The following is a 21,023-nucleotide window of genomic DNA, read 5'->3' as shown; positions in this document are numbered from 1 at the left end:
GCGCTTATAATCCAGTGATCGGCGCGACCTTCGATCCGTCCGAGAACCGCGACCACCGGAAGTCCTTGGGATCGACGATCGGCGGCCGTCCGGTGACGATATCGGCCATCAGCCTGCCTGCCGCGGGGCCGATGCCGAAACCATGGCCCGAGAAACCGGTCGCCACATGGAAGCCGGGAACGCTGTCGACGGCCGAAATGACGGGAATGGCGTCGGGCGTGACGTCGATATAGCCGGCCCAGCGCTGCGCCACCTGTGCCTTTTCCAGAACCGGAAATGCTATGCGGGCATTTGCAAGGACGCGCTCCGAGCTTTTCTTGGAAGGCTTTGGATCGAGCACGCGGCAGTATTCGAAGGGGCTCGCCTCATCCATCGCCCAGCGGGTCGGCATCCTTGCCTCGTCTAGGAAACGACCGCCCAGGCGGAATTGCAGCGATCGCCACTCTGTCTTCCAGGCCGGAAGAAAATCGCGCGCATAGCGAAAGGAGTTCGGCACGATGTCGACGACATTGCTCATGCTGGAGGCGACGGTGTAGCCACCGTCCTGGCGCTTGCGTATGGCGAAGTTGTTTGCCCACACGGCCTGGTCCGGCCCGTTCTCGACCGGCGTCGTGCGAAGAACCGTGTTCATGACCTTCAACTGCGGCAGGTTGAGACCAAGCGTTCCGCAAAACAGGTTCGACCAGACCCCTCCGGCAAGGACGACCGCCTTGCAGGCAATGAAGCCGCGTTCGGTCACGACGCCCGAGACGGCGCCGTTCGTCGTCTCCACGCCGCGCACGGCGCATTCCGTCAGTATGGCGGCGCCGCGGTCGCGTGCGGCTTCGGCAATTGCAGGCGCGGCCTTCTGGGGCTCGGCGCGACCGTCGGCGGGCGTGTAGAGCGCCCCTTTGACGTCGAGATTGGAGCCGGGGAGGAGGTCACGCAGTTCACCCGCGCCGATCATTCGCGACTCGAACTGATAGCCTTCGAGATGGCGTCCCCAGCGCTCGTGCTGTTCGTATTCCTTGTCGTCCGCGCATGTGAACACAATTCCGGCCCGGGCATAGCCAGTGTCTCGTCCGGTCCGTTCGGAGAGCCTCGCCCATATGCGCAAGGCCTCCGCCATCAGCGGAACCTCGCGTGGATCCCGCCGGGAAATGCGAACCCAGCCCCAGTTGCGGCTGGACTGTTCCTGTCCGATCTCGCCCTTCTCGCACAGGGCGACCCGCAAGCCTGTCTCGGCCAGTTCAAGTGCCGTCGCGGTGCCGATGATGCCGCCGCCGACGACGACACAGTCGACCTCCTTTGGCAGCTCGGTATCTCCATGGACGGGGACGACGAACGGTCCGGGCATGCTCAGTAGGACTCCTCGAGCTGGCAATTGATGGAAAATTCCGCGACGCTCGCATGATCGGGCAGATCGAGAAGCAAGCCGATGATCCGTGCGAGGTCGTCCGGATCGGTCATCAGCGCATCGGAGCGATCGGTGACGCCGCGGGCCATGTCGGTGGCGACGAAACCGGGACAGACGGCCGTGGCCCGAATTCCGAGGTCCCACCCCGCCTGCCGGATGCCGTGGGACAGCGCGACTGCGGCAAATTTGGAGATCGAGTAGGAGCCCGCGGTCACGGACTTGACCCGCTTGCCAGACAATGAGGCCAGTATGATCACCCGGCCCGCGGGGCTCGCCGCAAGCGACGCCCATGACGCGCGCACCAGACGGCGCGGAGCCTTGACGTTGATCTCGAACATCAGATCGAGATCCGCGTCGTCGATGTCGATGACCGACTTCGGAATCATGATGCCGGCGCTGGCGACAACCGCGTCGATCCGGTTGAAGGCATCAATGGTGCCGTCGACCCACGTCTGTTCACTGCCGGCTTCCGCGGCATCGTACGGGAACAGGCGGACGCGTTCGCTATCGGCCCAGTCGGGCTGCACCGATTCGCGCATGCCCAGCGACAATGTCCAGCCCGTCTCGAACAGGTGCCGGGCGCAAGCCGCACCGATGCCGCGGCTGGCACCGGACACGAGTGCCACACGCTGGCCGGTTCGGATTCCTGCGGGTTTCCTCATTGGTCGAGTCCCGCGGTGCGGCGGTAGACACGCCGCAATATGTCCAGCAGACGCTTCTGGTCTTTCTCGGGCACATCGGCGAAGAAATCGCTGGATTGCTTGGTGGCGATCTTGCGCACCTTGCGGGCGAGGTCTGCCCCCTTTTGGGTGATGTGGAGCTCCTGTGCGCGTCCATCGTCCGGTGCAGCCTGACGCGTGATCAGTTCGTGATCGATCATCTGGTCGACCAGCCTGCCCATGGCGGAGCGATCGCGCATGATGAGCTGCGCGATGACCGAGGGCCGTATTCCTGGATGGCTGTCGACAAGGAGCAGTGTGGTGATCTTGCCCGTTCCCCGGGCAACATCGAGACCTTCCAGCCGGTCATCAAGATCGCGTGAAAGCGCTATGTTGATGCTGCGGATATAGAAGCTCAACGTGTCTTCGAGGACATCCAGCCCGACCGTCTCGACAGGATAAGGCGGACCTTTGTTCTTCTTCACCGGCATCGAACACTCTCCAGAGGCTGTCGTGGACAGCCTTCATCGAGATCGCCGCAGCCCCATCCGGGGTTGTCGAGGGCTTCCAGGGTATGATTGAGCGAGTAGTGGATAAATGCAACTACTTTTAGTGGACAAACGCAACTATTCTACTCAGCAGGAGACCGGCGCGGCACGCATCGGCAGCCTGATCAAGGAGCAGACATGCGGCCGCGCCTTTGTCGGCATGGTCATTTATTGTTCAGGGGAGGAGAGCTTCAGGGTGGCCGCGGCTCAAGCAGCCGGGATCCATTCCTTGCCGGGAATGGCGGAGATCAGTTGCCTCGTATAGGGGTGATGTGGCGACCGGAATATCTGCGACGGCGGGCCACACTCCACGACTTCGCCGCGGTTCATCACCAGAATTTCGTCGCAGATCCGGCTTGCCACCCGCAGGTCGTGAGTGATGAAGATCATGGCGATCTTCATTTCTTCCTGGATGCTCGCCAGCAGATCGAGGATCTGCGCCTGGATGGAGACATCAAGAGCCGAGACCGCTTCGTCGGCGACCAGGACCTTGGGGTCCATCATCAGGGCTCGTGCGATGCCGATCCGCTGACGCTGGCCGCCAGAGAATTCGTGCGGAAAGCGGTCGTAGGCACCCTCGTCGAGGCCGACCAGACGCAGCAGCCGCAGCGCCTTCGCGCGCGCTTCCGGAGCGGACAGGCCGTGCGCCATCGGGCCGACGGTGAGGATCTTGGCGATCGTCTGGCGCGGATTGAGCGAGGCGAACGGATCCTGGAAGATCATCTGGATGTGCGGCCGCATCGGTCGGAACTCGGAGTCCGAAAGCGCCGCGATATCCTTGCCGTCGAACAGGATGCTGCCTCCGTCGCTGTTCAGGAGTTTCAGCAGGACGCGGCCCAGCGACGATTTCCCCGAGCCGGACTCGCCGACGATGCCGAGCGTTCTGCCCTGCCGAACCTCGAAGCTGACCTGCTTGACGGCATGCACGATGCGGGACCTCGAGAAGAAGCCGATGCCCGGGCTATATGTCTTGTCGAGTTTCTGCACCGCCAGCGCGATCGGAGTATCCTCGCGCGCCTTCGTTTCGCTCTCGATCATATGCGGGACGGCGGCGATCAGCCGCCTGGTGTAGGGATGGCTTGGATTGCCCAGCACGTCGGCGGCGGCGCCTTGTTCGACCATCGCGCCTTTCTCCATGACGATGACGCGATCGGCGATTTCCGCGACGACGCCAAAATCGTGCGTGATGAACATGACGCTCATGTTCTTTTCGCGCTGCAGCCGCCGGATCAGGGCAAGTATCTGCGCCTGGGTGGTGACGTCGAGAGCGGTGGTCGGCTCGTCGGCGATCAAAAGATCAGGCTTGAGCGCCAGCGCCATGGCGATCATGACGCGCTGGCGTTGCCCGCCAGAGAGCTGGAACGGATACTGGTGGCGCAAGACCGCCGGTTCCGGCAGGCCGACTTCGCCAAGCAGGTCGACAACCGCCTTGGCGCGGGTCGCCGAGGTGCCGGACCGGTGTGCTTCCATGACCTCCGCCACCTGTTGGCCGACAGTCATCAGCGGATTGAGCGCGGAAAGCGGATCCTGGAAGATGATGGAGACCGAACGGCCACGCAGACTGCGCATCACGTCTTCCCCGGCGCTGGCGAGATCGTGACCCTTGAAGCGGATGCTTCCCTGCGCGATCCGCACCGAAGACGGCAGCAGGCCCATGATCGCGTTTGCGGTGACGGACTTGCCGGAGCCGGATTCGCCGACGATGCAGAGCATCTCACCCTTCCGCATGTCGAAGGAAATGTTTTCGACGGCGTTCTCCCGCTCCATGTTGTTTGGCAGGCGGACGGTCAGATTTCGAACAGAGAGAACAGTTTGCTCGCTCGGCTCGTGGGTGGTCATTTCGCTCGGCGGCATTGCTTGGCCCTTCAAAGTCCAATGATCTGACAGCATACTAGCCGCACGTCCTGCCATCAGCGCAAGCCCCGACGACTATTTCATTCGTCGACTAGCCGACGAACCATTGGCGCCTGAAGTCGCGTGGTAAGCGGTCCCTAACTGGACCATGCCAACCACCAGTGCGCGAAATCAGTATCGTCGGCCTATGATTTTATCAAGAAGGGCGATCCTGGATGCGGTTCCAGGCATGCATGCGGTTGGCGACCTGCACTGCGATCGGATGGAACGGAACTGGCTTCATGTTCGTAACCGGCAGCGGCATCTGCTCGTCCGTGCGCCGACCGCTGACCAGCGACCGATTTCCTGGCCAAGTGACAGCGATATAGCGACGCCGCGGCCGGAATAGATGCCCCTAAAGACGAGACCGGCGCCAAGGGGTACAGGCGCGGCCGGCGGTCGGGCACCACGGCGAAAGTCCCGTGCACCTGCGGCTGGAGTAAACGCTTTACAGCCCGGTTTGGTACCGCTACCGTTTCCACGTCGCGTGAGCAGGGGAGGGGAGCCTGGGGCTGTCGCGGACCAGACACGAAGCGGTTTCCTTCGACGACGTCGCAGGAAGCATTCGGGAGGAAATCGATGGCGTCTGTCGCAATTGGCGAAGTCTACAAATCATTCGGGTCCGTCGAGATTCTACACGGCGTCAGCGTCGATATAAAAGACGGCGAATTCGTCACGCTGGTCGGGCCCTCGGGCTGCGGAAAATCGACTCTTCTCAGAATGATTGCCGGCCTGGAAAAGATTTCACGCGGCCAGATCGCGATTGGCGAACGTGTCGTCAACAACGTTGCGCCCAAGGAACGCGACGTCGCTATGGTCTTCCAGAATTATGCGCTCTACCCGCACATGACAGTCGCCGAGAACATGGCGTTCTCGCTGATGCTCAAAGGTGTCTCCAAGACAGAAAGCGATGCCGGCGTTCGCCGGGCGGCCGAAATCCTCGGGCTTATGCCGCTGCTGTCGCGCTATCCTCGCCAGCTTTCCGGTGGCCAGCGCCAGCGCGTCGCCATGGGCCGGGCGATCGTGCGCGATCCGCAGGTTTTCCTCTTCGACGAGCCGCTGTCCAATCTCGACGCCAAACTCAGGGTGCAGATGCGCGCCGAGATCAAGGAACTGCATCAGCGCCTGAAGACCACGACGGTTTATGTCACGCACGACCAGATCGAGGCCATGACCATGGCCGACAAGATTGTCGTCATGCATGACGGCGTCGTCGAGCAGATCGGACCGCCGCTGGAACTCTACGACAGGCCGAACAACCTCTTCGTCGCTAGCTTTATCGGCTCGCCCGCAATGAACCTGCTCAAGGGCGAAATCGCAACCGACGGCCCGCCGTCCTTTCGCGGCGCCGGCGGCATTTCGGTGCCGCTCGCCGCGCCACTTCCCATCGGCAGCAGCGGGCCAGTGGTTCTGGGAATACGGCCCGAGCATTTGCGGCTGTCGGACCAAGGCATTCCCGTCACCGTCGTGGTGGTTGAACCGACCGGGTCGGAGGTGCAGCTCATCGGCCGCACTTCCGGGGGTGACGAGATCGTCGCCAATTTTCGAGAGCGCCATTCTTTCACGCCTGGCGAAACCATCCAGCTCGCCGCCGAGCCGGGACTCATTCACCTTTTCAGCGGCGAGACCGGGCAACGATTGGAAACGCGCAGCAGGCAATAAGGACCACTACGAGGAATCGACAGGAGGAGACAAGCATGAGGTTCACCAGACGCGACGTAATCCGCACCACCGCCGCCGCGGCGGCGGGCGCCTTGGGAAGCCGGTTCATCAGCTCGCCCGCCTATGCCCAGGAGGGACCGAAATACAAACCCGAGGACGGCGCCAAGCTTAGGCTGCTGCGCTGGTCACCCTTCGTCCAGGGCGACGAAGATCAATGGCTGGCCAACACCAAGCGATTCACCGAAGCGACCGGTGTCCAGGTCCGCGTCGACAAGGAAAGCTGGGAGGACATTCGCCCCAAGGCAGCAGTCGCCGCCAATGTCGGGTCCGGCCCCGACCTGATGTTCGTCTGGTTCGACGATCCACACCAATATCCCGACAAGCTGCACGACGTGACCGAGCTGGGCGAATATCTCGGGTCGAAGTACGGCGGCTGGCATGACGGGCCAAAGCAGTACGCGACCCGGGAAGGAAAATTCATCGGCCTGCCGCTGGCCACCATCGGCAATGCAATCGTCTATCGCGAGAGCTGGGTCAAGGAAGCTGGCTTCTCGGAATTCCCGAAAGACACGAAAGGCTTCCTCGAGCTTTGCAAAGCGCTGCAAGCGAAGGGACATCCGGCCGGTTTCACGCACGGCCATGGCGTCGGCGACGGCAACAACTACGCGCACTGGCTGCTTTGGAGCCACGGCGGCCAGATGGTCGACGAGAGCGGCAAGGTGACGATCAACAGCCCCGAGACCCTGAAGGCGATCGAATACGCCCAGCAGCTCTACAAGACTTTCATTCCCGGCACCGAGAGCTGGCTCGACGTCAACAACAACCGAGCCTACTTGGCCGGCGAATTGAGCGTGATCGCCAATGGCATTTCCGCCTACAACACGGCCAAGATCAACAAGGACAAGGATCCGAAACTGACCGAAATCGCCAAGGACACGCGCACGACCAACTTACCGATCGGACCCATCGGGAAATCCGTCGAGCTGTTCCAGGTGACCACCGCCGTCATCTTTGACTACACGCCTTACCCGAATGCGGCTAAAGCCTATCTGCAGTTCATGTTCGAGGACCCGCAAATGTCGGACTGGATCACTTCCTCGGCGGGCTATTGCTGCCAGACGCTCAAAGCGTTCGATAACAATCCTGTATGGACGGCCGACCCCAACAACGCTGCCTACGCGAAAGCCTCGGCGACGCTTCGACCTAACGGCTATGCCGGGCCGCTAGGCTATGCCTCGGCGGCAACCATGGCCGACTATGTGCTAGTCGATATGTTCGCCAAGGCCGTGACCGGCCAGGCGACGCCGCAAGAGGCGATGGAAGAGGCCGAGAAGCGCGCAAACCGCTACTATCGCGTTTGAGCCGGGCTCAGCCGGGCGGCAGGGCTGTCCGGCTGGCTTCGGACTGCGTCAAGGCTGTTCCGGCCGATCAATAAGACCTCAACAGGAGCCGACCCCATGGCCGTGCCGTCAGCTGCCATTCAGCCGCGTTCTTCGAACCTGTCGCGGATTCTATCGCGCTGGGCCGAAAGCCGGAACGCGCTGGGCTTCGGCTTCATGCTGCCGGCGGCGGCACTACTGCTTGTCTTCCTGACCTATCCGCTCGGCCTCGGCGTCTGGCTTGGCTTCACCGATGCCCGCATCGGCCGCCCCGGCATCTTCATTGGCCTCGAGAACTACGAGTATCTTTGGAGCGACGCCGTCTTCTGGCTCTCCGTCTTCAACACCTTGCTCTACACGATCAGCGCCTCGATCCTGAAATTCGCGCTTGGCCTCTGGTTGGCGCTCATTCTCAATCAAAACCTGCCCTTCAAATCGTTCTTCCGCGCGATCGTCCTGCTGCCGTGGGTAGTGCCGACGGTGCTGTCGGCCATCGCCTTCTGGTGGATCTACGATGCGCAGTTCTCGATCCTATCATGGGCCCTGCAGCAGATGGGCCTTATCGACCATCGCATCAATTTCCTCGGCGATCCGACGAACGCGCGGGCGTCGGTCATCGCCGCCAATGTTTGGCGCGGCATTCCGTTCGTGGCGATCACTCTGCTTGCAGGCCTGCAGACGATTCCGCAGTCGCTCTACGAGGCCGCGACGCTTGACGGTGCCAACCGTTGGCAATTGTTCCGCCACGTGACGTTGCCGTTGCTTACACCCATCATCGCCATCACCATGACGTTTTCGGTGCTCTTCACCTTCACCGATTTCCAGCTGATTTATGTGCTGACCCGCGGCGGGCCGGTTAACGCCACCCATTTGATGGCGACGCTGTCGTTCCAGCGAGGCATCTCCGGAGGCCAGCTTGGCGAGGGCGCCGCGATCGCGGTGGCCATGATCCCATTCCTGCTTGCGGCAATCCTGTTCAGCTATTTCGGCCTGCAGCGCCGCAAATGGCAGCAGGGCGGCGGAGACTGACATGGCCGCGATCGAAAGCAACCGTCCGGACACAGACGAGGGCGGCATGGGTTATCTTCAGAGCCTGCCCCGGCGCGTAGTGACCGTCTATCTGCCGCTGCTGGTATTCGTCATCGTGCTGTTGTTCCCGTTCTACTGGATGACGATCACGGCGGTGAAACCCAATCTCGAGATGACGGATTATGCGAATTTCAACCCGTTCTGGGTCGTGCATCCGACATTGGAGCATATACGCTATCTTCTCTTCGAGACGTCCTACCCCGGCTGGCTGCTCAACACGATCCTCATCTCAACTGCCGCCACGTTCCTGTCGCTGCTTGCTTCGGTGTTTGCGGCCTATGCGATCGAACGCTTGAGGTTTTCCGGGGCGCGCCAGGTTGGTCTGGCGGTCTTCCTGGCCTATCTCGTGCCGCCCTCAATCCTGTTCATTCCATTGTCGGTAATGGTGTTCAACCTCGGCCTTTACGACACGCCGTTCGCTCTGATCCTTACCTACCCGACCTTCCTCATCCCGTTCTGCACATGGCTGTTGATGGGTTACTTCCGCTCGATCCCGTTCGAACTGGAAGAATGCGCGCTGATCGACGGAGCGAGCCGCTGGCAGATCCTCACCAAGATCGTGCTGCCGCTGTCGGTGCCGGGCCTGATTTCCGCGGGCATCTTCGCATTCACCCTGTCGTGGAACGAGTTCATCTACGCCTTGACCTTCATCCAGTCGTCCGAAAACAAAACCGTCCCGGTCGGCGTGCTTACCGAACTCGTGCGCTCGGACGTCTATGAATGGGGAGCGCTGATGGCAGGCGCACTGATCGGCTCTCTGCCGGTGGTGGTGCTTTATTCATTCTTTGTCGAACACTACGTCTCCTCGATGACAGGGGCAGTGAAGGAGTGAGGCTTTGCTACGGTCGCCTTCCGAAGCCGCCCCGTAGAAACACCGCAGGCTTGGTATCCTTTTCAACGAACCTACCTCGGCCTCGTGCTAAGTCCTGTCGAGATTTAGGAATCGGCTTTTGGCTTGTTTGTGATTCAGGCTGAATGGGACGATTTGTCCTGACTGACGCCAAATGGGTAAGATGGAACCGCCTTGCGTGACCTTCCAGCCTTTTTTGAAAATTGGACACCGTCTTCAAGCGATGCCGGGATTGAATCCCATTACTGCGGGTTTTCGAAGCCAATCGGGACCAGCCAGACGGGGAGTCCGGTCGAGGTCACCGCCACGGAATGACCAGGGACGGCATGACCGAGCAAGATTTGCGCGCCCACGCGGCCCCAAACGCGAACGGCGATAGGCGATATATTCAGGGGCACCGCCGATACCGAAGGAATGACCGGCGCTATCGTCGCTGTCATCGAAAAGGAGCCTGGGAATGTCCTCGCATATGATCGCTGTCATCGGTGGTGACGGTATTGGACCGGAGGTCGTCGAGGCTGGGGTGAAGGTGCTAGAAGCCTTGACTGTTGCCGAACCAGGTCTTGCCTTCGATTTCAAGCGCTTCGACTGGGGTTCTGATTACTATCGCGGCAACGGCCGCATGATGCCGCGCGATGGCCTTGACCAGATTAAGGCCTTCGATGCGATCTATTTCGGCTCGGTCGGCGACCCTAATCTCCCCGACGATATCACGCTTTGGGGTCTGCGCCTGGCCATCTGCCAGGGGTTAGACCAGTACGCCAATGTGCGGCCGACGCGCCTCCTTCCTGGACTGACCGGTCCGCTGCGGTCCGAACTCGGCAAGCAGATAGACTGGGTGATCGTCCGCGAAAACAGCGAGGGCGAATATGCTGGCGTCGGCGGTCGCGTCCATCGCGGCCTGCCGATCGAGGTTGGCATGGATGTCGCTGTCTTTACCCGCACCGGCATCGAACGAATCGCCCGGTTTGCCTGCGACCTTGCCTCGTCACGGACCCGAAAGCTGCTGACAGTGGTGACAAAGTCGAATGCACAGCGCCATGGCATGGTGCTCTGGGACGAAGTCGTTCGCGAGGTGGTTCGCGACTACCCCAGTCTGACTGTCGATTGGATGCTAGTCGACGCCATGACCCAGCGAATGGTCAACAAGCCCGACAGTATCGACACGGTTTTAGCGACCAACCTCCATGCCGACATCCTTTCCGATCTGGCTGCTGCGCTTGGCGGTTCTCTTGGCGTTGGCGCGACGTCGAACATCGATCCGTCTCGCAGGCATCCGTCCATGTTCGAGCCCATCCACGGTTCGGCCTTCGATATCGCCGGCAGGGGCATTGCAAATCCTATTGGATCGTTCTGGACGGCAAGCCTGATGCTCGACCATCTCGGGGAGGTGGCTGCAGCACGTCGCCTTATGGTGGCGATCGAGATCGTCACCGACCGTGGAGAGTTTCTTAGCCCGGATCTTGGTGGTGCTGCGAGCACGGCAGCGGTCACGGCCGCCGTGATCGAGGCACTTCGCTCCAACTAGCACTACTTTGGCAGATTTTTAACAATGGGGCGGGCCGGATGATGCGTTGGCAACAGGAATTACACAGAACAGAAAAATCTAGCATCGGTCAGGTCTGAAGCTCATTCGCGCAAGCGACAACGCAATTCGCTGAGCATCCAAAGTTTGTTGCCGGGCCTGCGAAAGCCATAGCATGCGATGCTCCCACGACACCCCTCTCATTGCGGACCTCGCGGCGACAGTGATTTCGTATCCCCCGCAGCGAGGCGACGCGATCGAACTGGCATCATGGCCGTCGCTGGGGGTGAAGCTGTCGGCAACAAGCCGCCCACCTTCACCATGCTGACGACCGATCCCGGGCGGGATGTCGCGCCATATCACAACCGACAGGTGGTCGTCCTTCAGCCGGAGAATTGGGCTGCCTGGATCAATTTAACAAAGCCTGACGCCGAGCTCTTGCGCCCGCTTCCATCCGGATCGCTTTCGGTGGAGAAAGTTCGCCCCGAAAGTTCGTGATTTAGCTGCGTAATCTCCGGCACGCTGAGGGGACCGAGATCGAGAACCGGCGTGTATTCGCCGGTGCGGCGCCAGACGCCCCGAACCTTTCCATTCTCTCGATCCCGTTTCGGATAGAATATCTGCCCCTCGAAGTGATCAAGGAACGCCTTTGCAGACGCGGCATCACTGAAACAATGGAGCCGAAAGGTATTCTCCGTTCGGCCATATCGCCTGCACCTGCCGCGTTTGGTGCTTAAGTCCTCGTTCCTGGCAGAACTTCGCAATTAAGCGGCGCGCTTTTACCCGATTGGGACTCGGAGCGACCGGAAGCCTTCATGCATCTGGTGCTCTGCATCGCATGAGCGGCGTCCCACATCCCACTCCTTGCGTCCATTGGGAGGGTCGTTGTGGACCAAGCCCTACTTGTGACAAAGCCGATCCAGCGCGTCTCGAAGTGCAGTGGCGGCATCGTCACGCTCGTCAGGGGACATAAGCTCCGGTTCAAGTTCCAGCCTGAAGTGCGGCAGCTCGGTTCGAACGGCACGACGAGCGGCCGCCAGATTGGCCTTCAGATCGATGACGCGGTAGGTGGCCACGGGATAGGCAATCCCCTTGACCTGGACGTGCCCCAGTTCCTCACAGTCGATTGAGTCCTTCACTTGCGCAAACGTCTCGTAGGAAATGAGGATGGCCCCCGGCGGCGCCTCCTGCTCCAGGCGCGAGGCGAGATTCACGGCGCCGCCGATTATCGTGTAGTCCATCCGGTCCTCGCTGCCGAAGTTACCGACGGTGCAGTAGTCGGTATGGATGCCGATGCGACAGCGCAGCGGTGTTTCGATCCCCATGTCCCGCCAGACTTCGGCAAGCTCGCTAATCCGCTTTTGCATTGCAAGTGCCATCTGCGCACAAGCCAGCGCGTCCTCCTTGACGCCGCGAGTCTCGGGATCGCCGAAAAACATCAGGATCGCGTCGCCGACATATTTGTCGATCGTCGCGCCGTGATCCGAAGCTATTTTCGACATTTCCGTCAGATAGTGATTGAGGAGTTGGGTGAGATCCTCGGATTCCATTTTGTCAGTGGTCTCCGTAAAGCCGGCGATATCGGAGAAGCATATTGTCAGTTTCTTCCGCTGGCTGGCGATCCTGACCTCCTGGCGGCCGGTGAATATCGAGCGATACACTTGGGGCGCCAGATACTTCGCCAGCTTGCTGGAAAGCGCCTCCAGAACCACGGATTTCTCGGCTAGGTTCTCCTCCCTTTGCTTCAGCTCAGTGATGTCCGAATAGACGGCGACCGTGCCGCCGGCGCTGATCCGCCGCTCGCTGATCATGACCCATCGCCCGTCGCCTCGCCGCTGCACCCAAGGTTCGCCAGGGTTGCGGTGCCGCGAGAGGCGCTCGGCGACCCACTCCTCGACCCGCCCCTCGGCGTCCTTGATGTAGCCGCGCTCAGCGGATCGGCGAATGATTTGCTCGAATGTCGTGCCGAGCGTCAGTTCGGTCTCCAGACCGGTGTAGAGCAATTCGCGGTAGCGGCTGTTGCTGAGGGCGAGCCGGTCCTCCCGGTCGTACAGAGCGAATCCTTCGGAGATGCTTTCGATGGCATCGATGAGCCGCTGGCGAGCTTCCGCTATTTCGCGCAGGTTCTTTTCCTCGACCTCGACAGCAGTATCCCGGAAGAGTCTCAGCGCTTCGGCCATGCGCCCGATTTCGTCGCTGCCCGCGGCTGGCAGCGGCGCACGAAGGTTGCCCCCCGCAATCGCGAGCATGCCCTGGCTCACGGCCCCCAGTCGGGCGAGGAGGCTGCGGTCGACATAGAGCCAGACAACCAGAACCGAACTCAGGAGGCTGAGGAAGGCGGAGCCGAGCACAACCGCGGTGCCGTAGCGCTGGACGAGCGCGGCTTCGCGACCGGACGCAGCGATCTCCTGGTCTGCGGTGGCGACCAGGCGATCGACGCCAGCGGTGAGATTGCGCGACAGTCGATTGTTCTCGACCAGAAGCCTTTCGCCCTGTGCCAGGACAGCGAACTCGTCCTCCCGCGCCTTGGGGATGCTGTCCTCGCCGTCGGTCAAACCCTTGAATTCGTCGACACGCTGCCGGAAGCGGGTCCGCAGCTTTTCGTCGATCTCCGTGGAAACCTTTTCAAGAGCAGTGAGCGAACGGCGTAGCGGAAAAAGGATCAACGCCAGGTCGCCCGGCGTCGGCGCGTTCGCGACCTTCACCAGCGCGTCGTTGACCGCCGAGATCTCCAACTGCGCCTTCTGCTGGGGGATGTAGGCCGCAATCGCCTGGACCAGGTCGGTCATCGCCGCTGCGCGTCGATCGGGCGACAGCGACGTGTCGGCCGCGACCGCCCGCCATTGCGGAAGCCTGGAATCCATCACTAGGATGCTGGTGGCGACAAGGCGCTGGCTTCCGGTCGTCGTCGCGGCGAGGCGATTCAGGAGCTCCTCCTTGCGGGCGACCACGTCGAGCCGGGCGACAACAAGAGAGTCGAGCTCCTTCAGGTTGCGCCTCAGAACAATCACGGCTTCCTCGATCTCGGCCAAAGGCACTGTGCCCAACGTGGCATCACGGAGGTCCGTGCGCAGGGCCTCGAGGCGGGACATCTCGAGCGCCACGGCAGCCGAGACCTCGCTGTGCTGAGCCCTGCTTGTCGCTGCCAGCACCGATGGCGCGGCAGCAGCGACCCGTTCGGCTTGGCGCGAAAGCTGGAGGGAGGCGAGCGCCGACGGCACTCGATCCGTGGTAATTCGGTCGACGACGTCGCCAACCTGGAGGAAGGCATAAAGCGCCGCAGCGGTTGCCAGCACCGCAAGGGCGCTGATCCCGAAAAAGGCGAGCAACAGCCGGCCGCGTATGCCGAGGCGTTCAAGCATCTCGGTGAGTCGCGACAGTTCGGCCACTCTGGTCTGCATCGACTAGACATCTCAGCCGGCACGCCGGCGATCAGCGAATCCTATTCAACCGGCACGTACTCTCCGCCGCGCCAGACGTACCAAACCCAGCTCTGCTTCGTGAGGTCGCCCTTGTCGTCGAAATCAACCCGGCCGATGACGGTGTCGAATTCCTGTTCGTGCAGTGCCGCAATGACGGCCTTGTGCTCCAGCGAACCTGCCTTCGAGACTGCCTGGGCCCAAACCTGGACCGCGCAGTAGCTCAACAGCGTGTAGCCCGCGGGTTCGAAATTCTCCGCACGGAACTGCTCAACGACCGCGGCCGCTTCGGGGCTTCGCCTCGGGTCCGCCGGGAACGTGAAGAGGGTCCCCTCCGCCGCGGGGCCGGCGATCAGGGCAAATTCCTCGGTCGCCAAAGCATCTCCGGATATGAGCTGAACCGTGTAGCCATTGTCGTGTGCAGCGCGAGCAATCAGCGCAACCTCGGCATGATACCCACCCACATATAAGGCGGAGACGCCGGCGGTCTGCAACGCAGCGACCTCGGCCGAATAGTCGTCCTTCCCGGGAATGTATGCGTCGTAAACGGCCTCAGTCACGCCCCGCTTGTTTAGCTGCTTCCTGGTCTCGTCGGCGAGACCCTTCCCATAGGTCGAGTTGTCGTGGAGAATCGCAATCTTCTTGTTGCCCCAGCGATCGGCAAGGTAGTTGCCGGCGACGATACCTTGCGCGTCGTCGCGGCCAATGGTGCGAAAGACATTGGCGCGGCCCTGTTCGGTCAGCTGCGGATTGGTCGAGCCTGGAGATATCTCAACGACGCCCGCCTCCTCGTACACTTTTGATGCGGGGATCGAGGCCCCGGAGCAATAATGCCCGACGACGAGCACGACCCCGTCAGCCACCAGCTTCTTGGCGGCCGCCACAGCTTGCTCGGGATCGCAGAAGTCGTCGACGGAAATGAGCCTCACCTTCTGGCCGAGCACGCCGCCCGCCGTGTTGACGTCGGCCACTGCCATCTCCGCGCCGCGCTGTCCCTGCTCGCCGATCCAGGCGAGCCGTCCCGTCATCGCAGCCGAGACGCCGATCAGCACCTCCGCTCGCGCGGAGCTGAACGCGGCCGCGAGCGCGACGATCGCTATGGCGATGATGCGGTGCATGTGTGCACCCCCTTAACTATAGCTTACGCCAATCCCGTCAGAGCCGACAGCCCCTTCGGCAAGCGCGACTATCTCGGCTGCTATTGCAGCGCACACCCAATTTTTGGCGGAGCGATCATAAACTGGAATGGCTTGTCATAACTTCGTTCGCTGAGGTCGGAATCGCGCGCCAAATCCGGACGTTGCCGCTGACCGGAGGGAGCGTCGTGATTGGGTCAAATTCCGAATCTTCATCCGCTGCAACATAGCTCCGACCTTCTCGCGCGCCGAGCGCCCGAAATGCCACCGAACCTGCCGACATCATAGCCACGCCTCGAGTAGAGGCTTCGTCTCGAGCACCTCGGCACGGTTCCGTTCGCGCGATAGAAGCAGCGGTTGGCGATTGAGCAGCATGGAATCGCCGAATTCATGCGCGCGGTATCGATACGCGGTGAAGGCTGCGGAGGCCTTGGCGAGCAGAGCATCATCGGCAAAGGCGCGCAGGAGTTCGAAATGGCTTTCGCCGGGCTGGTGGACGCCTGTGAGAATCGCATCGACCACGCGAAGCCGCGTGCCCCGCGCGATGCGCCCTGTCGCAATGCCATTTCCGGCACGCACATTGCCGCCGGGATTGGCGGCTGCCTCAAGTGCGCGCACTACGCTCGTGCCGATCGCAATGATGCGGCTGCCGCGCAGCTTCGCCCGCGCGACCTGCGCCGCGGTGCGCCCAGGGATGCGGTATGGCTCGTCGAAGGGAAGGCGCGAGTCGAGCGCGGGATCGCCGGTGGAAGAGACGCCCGCAGCATGCGTGAGTGTTGCAAAGCCAACGTCGTGCCGACGCCAGGCTTGGAGCGTGCGCCAGTCGAGCGCGAAGCCTGCCGACGGCGCCTCGAACGCGACCGGCCCGGCGGCAATCTTCGTCCAAACATCCCACAGTGCCAACGGCTCGGGAACATGCGCGTATTGGATCGGCTGGCCGTGCTGCGCCAGTCCTGCAAGCACCGCTGCGCGGTTGCCTGGGAAGTGCAACTCGAGAAGGCGTGGATGGTCGAGAAGGCGCTCGACGACAGCGTCAAGCGAGCCGAGCCGGAGGCGATCGCCTGGTGACAGCGGAGGTGGAGGCAGCCGGTCTTCCGTGCGCGTGCGGTGATCGCCCGAACCGAAGGCAATCGCCACGAAACGGGTTGGGTCGGGAAGTGACAGCCAGCCCGCCAGGCGGATCTCGATCGCCTCACCGCTTGGAACATGCGTGCCGTGCAAGCTGGCAGGCAAGGTCGCGGCGTCATTGGCGACGACCAGATCGCCGGGGTTGAACAGCGTCGCGAGTCCAGCGCGCCGTAGGTCGCGCATCATGCCGTCCGCCTCGACGACGAACAGCCTGGCGGAGCGCCGATCGGGACGATCGGCGGCAATCATCCATGTGCTCCGGCGAGAAGCATAGAGCGGACCGGCAACGCGTCGAGCATCTTTTCGATGATCTCGGCAGCTGCCTGCTCGGGGCGCTTCAAGGTCGCCGGATCAGCATCAGGGATCGCGAGCGCGTGCAGTGGGGTGTCCATGTCGCCGGGGTCAAGCGCGAGGAGCCGGATGCCGTCTGCTTTCGCCTCCTCGTCCCAAATCGCCGTCAGATGGGCAAGAGCGGCCTTGCTCGCGCCGTATGCTCCCCAGCCGGGATAGGCGTTCACCGCGGCGTCGCTGGAAATGTTGATGACCAGCGCGCCGCGGCCCTCGCGCGCGGACGCGGCAAGCGCACCGAACAGAGCTTTCGTCAGCCGGAACGCGCCGACGAGATTGACCGCGAGCGCCGTTTCCAGCTCCTCGCACTCGGTATCGGCAAGGAGCGCCAGAGGGACAGGGCCGAGGCTTGAGGCATTGTTGATCAGGACATCGAGCCCGCCGAGCCCGGCAGTGACCTGCAACGCGATCAGGTAGATGTCCTCCTTCTTGCCGACGTCGCCGACAATGCCGTGCGCGCCCGTCTCGTCAGCGATGCGTGCGACATTCGCGGCGGCGCGAGCGACGAAGGCCACGCACGCACCCTGCGCGGCCAGCTGCCGCACAAGCGCCACTCCGAGCCCGGAGGTGCCGCCCGTGACCGCCACGCGAAGTCCCTGAAGTTCGATATTCGTCTGCATTGCCAATGCTCCTTTAATCCGTATGCCCTTGCTACAAGTTCAAGTTAACTTGAAGTCAAGCGGGAATTGTGCTTTCGTTCATGCATGGATTCCATGCTGACCATCACCGACGTGGCGCGGCGCAGCGGCGTCGCATCATCGGCCCTGCGCTTCTACGAGGAGCGCGGGCTGATCGCGTCCGAGCGGGCCGGCTCGGGACACAGGCGCTACCCGCGATCCGTGCTGCGCCGGATCGCCTTCATCGTCTTCGCGCAGCGAATTGGGCTGACGCTTGAGGAGATCGGCGCCGAGCTGGCCAAGTTGCCAGCCGATCGCGTGCCGTCGCGTCGGGATTGGTCGCGGTTATCGGGCCAGTGGACCAAGCACATCGACCAGCGCATCGCCGAGTTGCAGCGCCTGAGGTCGGGGCTTACCGAGTGCATCGGTTGCGGCTGCCTGTCGATCGACCGGTGTAGCCTTGCGAACCCTGCCGATATGGCAGGACGCAAGGGGCCGGGGCCGAGGTATTGGCTGGGGTGAGTTGGCAGCGTGCCTGTCACTATTGCAGAACTCGGCAGCGCAAGACTTCGCCAAGTGCGAGACGCTGCGGCCCCGGTAAGGTTCAGCGGCGGTATTGTTCGTCGCTGACTTTCTCCACCGCTCGACGGCCTTGCAATCGAGTGAATAGCAATATGCGCCGTTGAACGCGCCGACGCGTCGCCAGGCAAGCCTGGAAAATTTGGCGCTCCTATCATTCGAGTGCCAAAGGGGCTATGTTAAGCGTTGCAGTCGCTCAGTGTGCGGCGGCAGAAAGAACCCCAATGAAATTCCGACCACTCCACGACCGCGTCGTCATTCGGCGGGCGGAAGGCGACAAAAAATCCAAGGGCGGAATCATCATTCCCGACACCGCCAAGGAAAAGCCGCAGGAAGGCGAAGTGATCGCCGTCGGGCCGGGCGCGCGCGACGAAAGCGGCAAGCTGATCCCGCTCGACGTCAAGGCCGGCGACTTCATCTTGTTCGGCAAGTGGTCCGGCACCGAGGTCAAGATTGACGGCGAGGACCTTCTGATCATGAAGGAGAGCGACATTATGGGCATCGTCGAGAAAACCAAAGCGGCCAAGAAAGCCGCCTGACCGGGCGATTTGCGCTCTGCTAATTTCTAGACTGAACTGGACGTAAAATCATGTCTGCCAAGGAAATCAAATTCGCTACCGATGCGCGCGACCGCATGCTGCGCGGTGTCGAGATCCTCAACAATGCGGTGAAGGTCACGCTCGGTCCCAAGGGGCGCAACGTCGTCATCGACAAGGCCTATGGCGCGCCGCGCATCACCAAGGACGGGGTCGCCGTCGCCAAGGAAATCGAGCTTGCCGACAAGTTCGAGAACATGGGCGCGCAGATGGTCCGTGAAGTGGCCTCGAAGACCAACGACCTGGCCGGTGACGGCACCACCACCGCCACGGTGCTGGCCGCTTCGATCCTGCGCGAGGGCGCCAAATTCGTTGCCGCCGGCATGAACCCGATGGATCTCAAGCGCGGCATCGATCTTGCTGTGGCTGCCGTGGTGAAGGACATTCAAGCCTGGGCCAGGAAAGTCAAATCTTCGGACGAGATCGCCCAGGTTGGTACGATCGCCGCCAATGGCGACGCGTCGGTCGGCGCCATGATCGCCAAGGCGATGAACAAGGTCGGCAATGAGGGCGTGATCACCGTCGAGGAAGCCAAGACCGCCGAGACCGAACTCGATGTCGTCGAAGGCATGCAATTCGACCGTGGCTATCTCTCGCCCTATTTCGTCACCAATGCCGAAAAGATGCGCGCCGAACTGGAGGACCCTTACGTCCTCATCCATGAAAAGAAGCTCGGCAATCTGCAGGCGATGCTGCCGATCCTCGAAGCGGTGGTGCAGAGCGGCAAGCCACTGCTGATCATCTCCGAGGACGTCGAAGGCGAAGCGCTGGCGACCCTGGTGGTCAACAAATTGCGCGGCGGCCTGAAGGTCGCGGCCGTCAAAGCGCCGGGATTCGGCGACCGCCGCAAGGCCATGCTGGAAGATATCGCGGTGCTCACCGCCGGCCAGATGATTTCCGAAGACCTCGGCATCAAGCTCGAAAACGTCACCATTGACATGCTCGGCCGCGCCAAGCGCGTCCTCATCGAGAAGGACACCACCACGATCATCGACGGTGCCGGCGAGAAGGCCACCATCCAGGCGCGCATCTCCCAGATCAAGGGGCAGATCGAGGAAACCACCTCCGACTACGACAAGGAAAAGCTGCAGGAGCGGCTGGCGAAACTCGCCGGCGGCGTTGCCGTCATTCGCGTCGGCGGCGCCACCGAGACGGAAGTCAAGGAAAAGAAGGACCGCATCGATGATGCGCTGAACGCCACGCGCGCCGCAGTGGAAGAAGGCATCGTTCCCGGCGGCGGTGTAGCACTCCTGCGCGCTAGGTCGGCCCTCAACGGGCTGACCGGCGCCAATGCCGATGTGAATGCCGGCATTTCGATCGTGCTGCGGGCGCTCGAGGCGCCGATCCGCCAGATCGCCGAGAATTCCGGCGTCGAAGGCTCGATCGTCGTTGGGAAACTCATGGACAGCAAGGATCACAATCAAGGTTTCGATGCTCAGACCGAACTCTACGTCGACATGATCAAGGCCGGTATCGTCGACCCCGCCAAGGTCGTTCGGACGGCCCTGCAGGATGCCGGCTCGATTGCCGCGCTCCTGATCACCGCTGAAGCAATGATCGCGGACATTCCGCAGAAGGATGCGCCCGCTGTGGGTGGGGCAGGAGGTATGGGCGGAATGGGTGGAATGGACTACTGAGCGGCGCCTGAAACTATAGCCAGGACGACGGAAGGCCAGCGACACGGGCACATGCAAGCCGATATCTCGACGATCATCGGTTCGCTCGACATCGTGTTCGGGGAGATCGATCGATAGGCGCTCGTCGCTGTCGTTTCTGCTGCTAAAAAATGGTCTTGGAGACAAGAACATGACCGACACTCTTGCCGAGAAAACATGTACGCCTTGTCGCGGCGGCGTCCCGCCGCTCACGCGTGATGAAGCCCAACGTTTCCAGGCACAGGCTCCAGATTGGGAGCTGGGTGACGATGCCCACCGCATCCAGCGGAGCTTTCGATGCCGCAATTTCCGGGACGCGCTCGCCCTTGTTCAGGAGATCGGTGAGCTCGCCGAAACCGAAGGCCATCACCCCGACATCAGCTTCGGCTGGGGTTATGTGACGGTTTCCCTGAGCACCAAGAAGATAAAAGGACTGCACGAGAACGATTTCATCATGGCGAGCAAGATCGATTGGGTGCTCGATCGCTCGGGCCCCTCGACCGCCGGCGGTGACACGGCAAATCCATTGCCAATCAAGTGAGGT

Annotated in this window: 17 protein-coding genes and 2 pseudogenes; 11 read left to right on the top strand and 8 right to left on the bottom strand. The window is 61.9% G+C overall.

The window, feature by feature from the left end; genetic code table 11:
• Positions 1-4: 4 nt before the first annotated feature.
• The 4 genes from NKH19_RS12870 to NKH19_RS12855 form a co-directional block, all read right to left on the bottom strand.
• Positions 5-1,336, bottom strand: a complete 1,332-nt coding sequence (locus tag NKH19_RS12870; RefSeq protein ID WP_352871562.1) for an NAD(P)/FAD-dependent oxidoreductase — start codon at positions 1,334-1,336, stop codon at positions 5-7.
• Positions 1,337-1,338: 2 nt separating this feature from the next.
• The gene (locus tag NKH19_RS12865) at positions 1,339-2,058 is read right to left on the bottom strand and encodes an SDR family NAD(P)-dependent oxidoreductase (protein WP_352871560.1); all 720 of its coding nucleotides are present in this window, start codon (positions 2,056-2,058) and stop codon (positions 1,339-1,341) included.
• Positions 2,055-2,546, bottom strand: coding sequence for a MarR family winged helix-turn-helix transcriptional regulator (locus NKH19_RS12860; RefSeq protein WP_023758780.1), 492 nt, complete (start codon positions 2,544-2,546; stop codon positions 2,055-2,057). Before NKH19_RS12860 ends, NKH19_RS12865 begins: the two co-directional genes overlap by 4 nt.
• A 264-nt stretch (positions 2,547-2,810) precedes the next feature.
• The gene (locus tag NKH19_RS12855; protein ID WP_502910922.1) at positions 2,811-4,442 is read right to left on the bottom strand and encodes an ABC transporter ATP-binding protein; all 1,632 of its coding nucleotides are present in this window, start codon (positions 4,440-4,442) and stop codon (positions 2,811-2,813) included.
• Positions 4,443-5,075: 633 nt separating this feature from the next.
• Here NKH19_RS12855 and NKH19_RS12850 point away from each other — a divergent pair.
• The 6 genes and pseudogenes from NKH19_RS12850 to NKH19_RS12825 all read left to right on the top strand — a co-directional run.
• On the top strand, positions 5,076-6,158 hold the full coding sequence (locus tag NKH19_RS12850) for an ABC transporter ATP-binding protein (RefSeq protein WP_352871556.1): 1,083 nt from the start codon (positions 5,076-5,078) through the stop codon (positions 6,156-6,158).
• A gap of 35 nt (positions 6,159-6,193) precedes the next feature.
• Positions 6,194-7,519: an ABC transporter substrate-binding protein gene (locus NKH19_RS12845; protein WP_352871554.1), complete on the top strand. Its 1,326-nt coding sequence runs from the start codon at positions 6,194-6,196 to the stop codon at positions 7,517-7,519.
• Between the two features lie 195 nt (positions 7,520-7,714).
• The gene (locus NKH19_RS12840) at positions 7,715-8,566 is read left to right on the top strand and encodes a carbohydrate ABC transporter permease (RefSeq protein ID WP_352871604.1); all 852 of its coding nucleotides are present in this window, start codon (positions 7,715-7,717) and stop codon (positions 8,564-8,566) included.
• 1 nt (position 8,567) lies between these two features.
• Positions 8,568-9,458: a carbohydrate ABC transporter permease gene (locus NKH19_RS12835; protein ID WP_352871553.1), complete on the top strand. Its 891-nt coding sequence runs from the start codon at positions 8,568-8,570 to the stop codon at positions 9,456-9,458.
• A 475-nt stretch (positions 9,459-9,933) separates the two neighbouring features.
• Positions 9,934-11,004: a tartrate dehydrogenase gene (locus NKH19_RS12830; RefSeq protein ID WP_352871551.1), complete on the top strand. Its 1,071-nt coding sequence runs from the start codon at positions 9,934-9,936 to the stop codon at positions 11,002-11,004.
• A gap of 267 nt (positions 11,005-11,271) precedes the next feature.
• A pseudogene (locus NKH19_RS12825) lies at positions 11,272-11,499 on the top strand (SOS response-associated peptidase family protein); the annotation flags it as partial.
• 401 nt (positions 11,500-11,900) lie between these two features.
• Here the strand turns inward: NKH19_RS12825 and NKH19_RS12820 are convergent.
• From NKH19_RS12820 to NKH19_RS12805, 4 genes are all read right to left on the bottom strand, one after another.
• Positions 11,901-14,363, bottom strand: coding sequence for an adenylate/guanylate cyclase domain-containing protein (locus NKH19_RS12820; protein ID WP_352871602.1), 2,463 nt, complete (start codon positions 14,361-14,363; stop codon positions 11,901-11,903).
• Between the two features lie 80 nt (positions 14,364-14,443).
• The gene (locus tag NKH19_RS12815; protein ID WP_352871549.1) at positions 14,444-15,538 is read right to left on the bottom strand and encodes a branched-chain amino acid ABC transporter substrate-binding protein; all 1,095 of its coding nucleotides are present in this window, start codon (positions 15,536-15,538) and stop codon (positions 14,444-14,446) included.
• A gap of 300 nt (positions 15,539-15,838) precedes the next feature.
• Positions 15,839-16,933 carry an S-adenosylmethionine:tRNA ribosyltransferase-isomerase gene (locus tag NKH19_RS12810; RefSeq protein WP_352871547.1) on the bottom strand — a complete coding sequence of 365 codons (1,095 nt, stop codon included), beginning with the start codon at positions 16,931-16,933 and terminating at the stop codon, positions 15,839-15,841.
• A complete protein-coding gene (locus NKH19_RS12805) occupies positions 16,930-17,652 on the bottom strand; it encodes an SDR family NAD(P)-dependent oxidoreductase (RefSeq protein WP_352871545.1) in 723 nt (240 codons plus the stop codon). Before NKH19_RS12805 ends, NKH19_RS12810 begins: the two co-directional genes overlap by 4 nt.
• Before the next feature lie 84 nt (positions 17,653-17,736).
• Here NKH19_RS12805 and soxR point away from each other — a divergent pair, with 84 nt between their 5' ends.
• From soxR to NKH19_RS12780, 5 genes and pseudogenes are all read left to right on the top strand, one after another.
• Entirely contained in the window at positions 17,737-18,171 is a 435-nt protein-coding gene (gene soxR / locus NKH19_RS12800; protein WP_352871544.1) for a redox-sensitive transcriptional activator SoxR, read from the top strand.
• A 281-nt stretch (positions 18,172-18,452) separates the two neighbouring features.
• On the top strand, positions 18,453-18,767 hold the full coding sequence (locus NKH19_RS12795) for a co-chaperone GroES (protein ID WP_352871542.1): 315 nt from the start codon (positions 18,453-18,455) through the stop codon (positions 18,765-18,767).
• 50 nt (positions 18,768-18,817) lie between these two features.
• Positions 18,818-20,461 carry a chaperonin GroEL gene (gene groL, locus NKH19_RS12790; protein ID WP_352871541.1) on the top strand — a complete coding sequence of 548 codons (1,644 nt, stop codon included), beginning with the start codon at positions 18,818-18,820 and terminating at the stop codon, positions 20,459-20,461.
• Positions 20,462-20,506: 45 nt separating this feature from the next.
• A pseudogene (locus NKH19_RS12785) lies at positions 20,507-20,578 on the top strand (hypothetical protein); the annotation flags it as partial.
• A gap of 52 nt (positions 20,579-20,630) precedes the next feature.
• Positions 20,631-21,020: a 4a-hydroxytetrahydrobiopterin dehydratase gene (locus NKH19_RS12780; protein ID WP_352871539.1), complete on the top strand. Its 390-nt coding sequence runs from the start codon at positions 20,631-20,633 to the stop codon at positions 21,018-21,020.
• Positions 21,021-21,023 lie beyond the last annotated feature (3 nt).

Origin of the sequence: Mesorhizobium sp. M1338 (assembly GCF_040318045.1) — a bacterium.
GTDB lineage: Bacteria > Pseudomonadota > Alphaproteobacteria > Rhizobiales > Rhizobiaceae > Mesorhizobium.
This window is presented reverse-complemented; position numbering and strand designations above follow the sequence as displayed.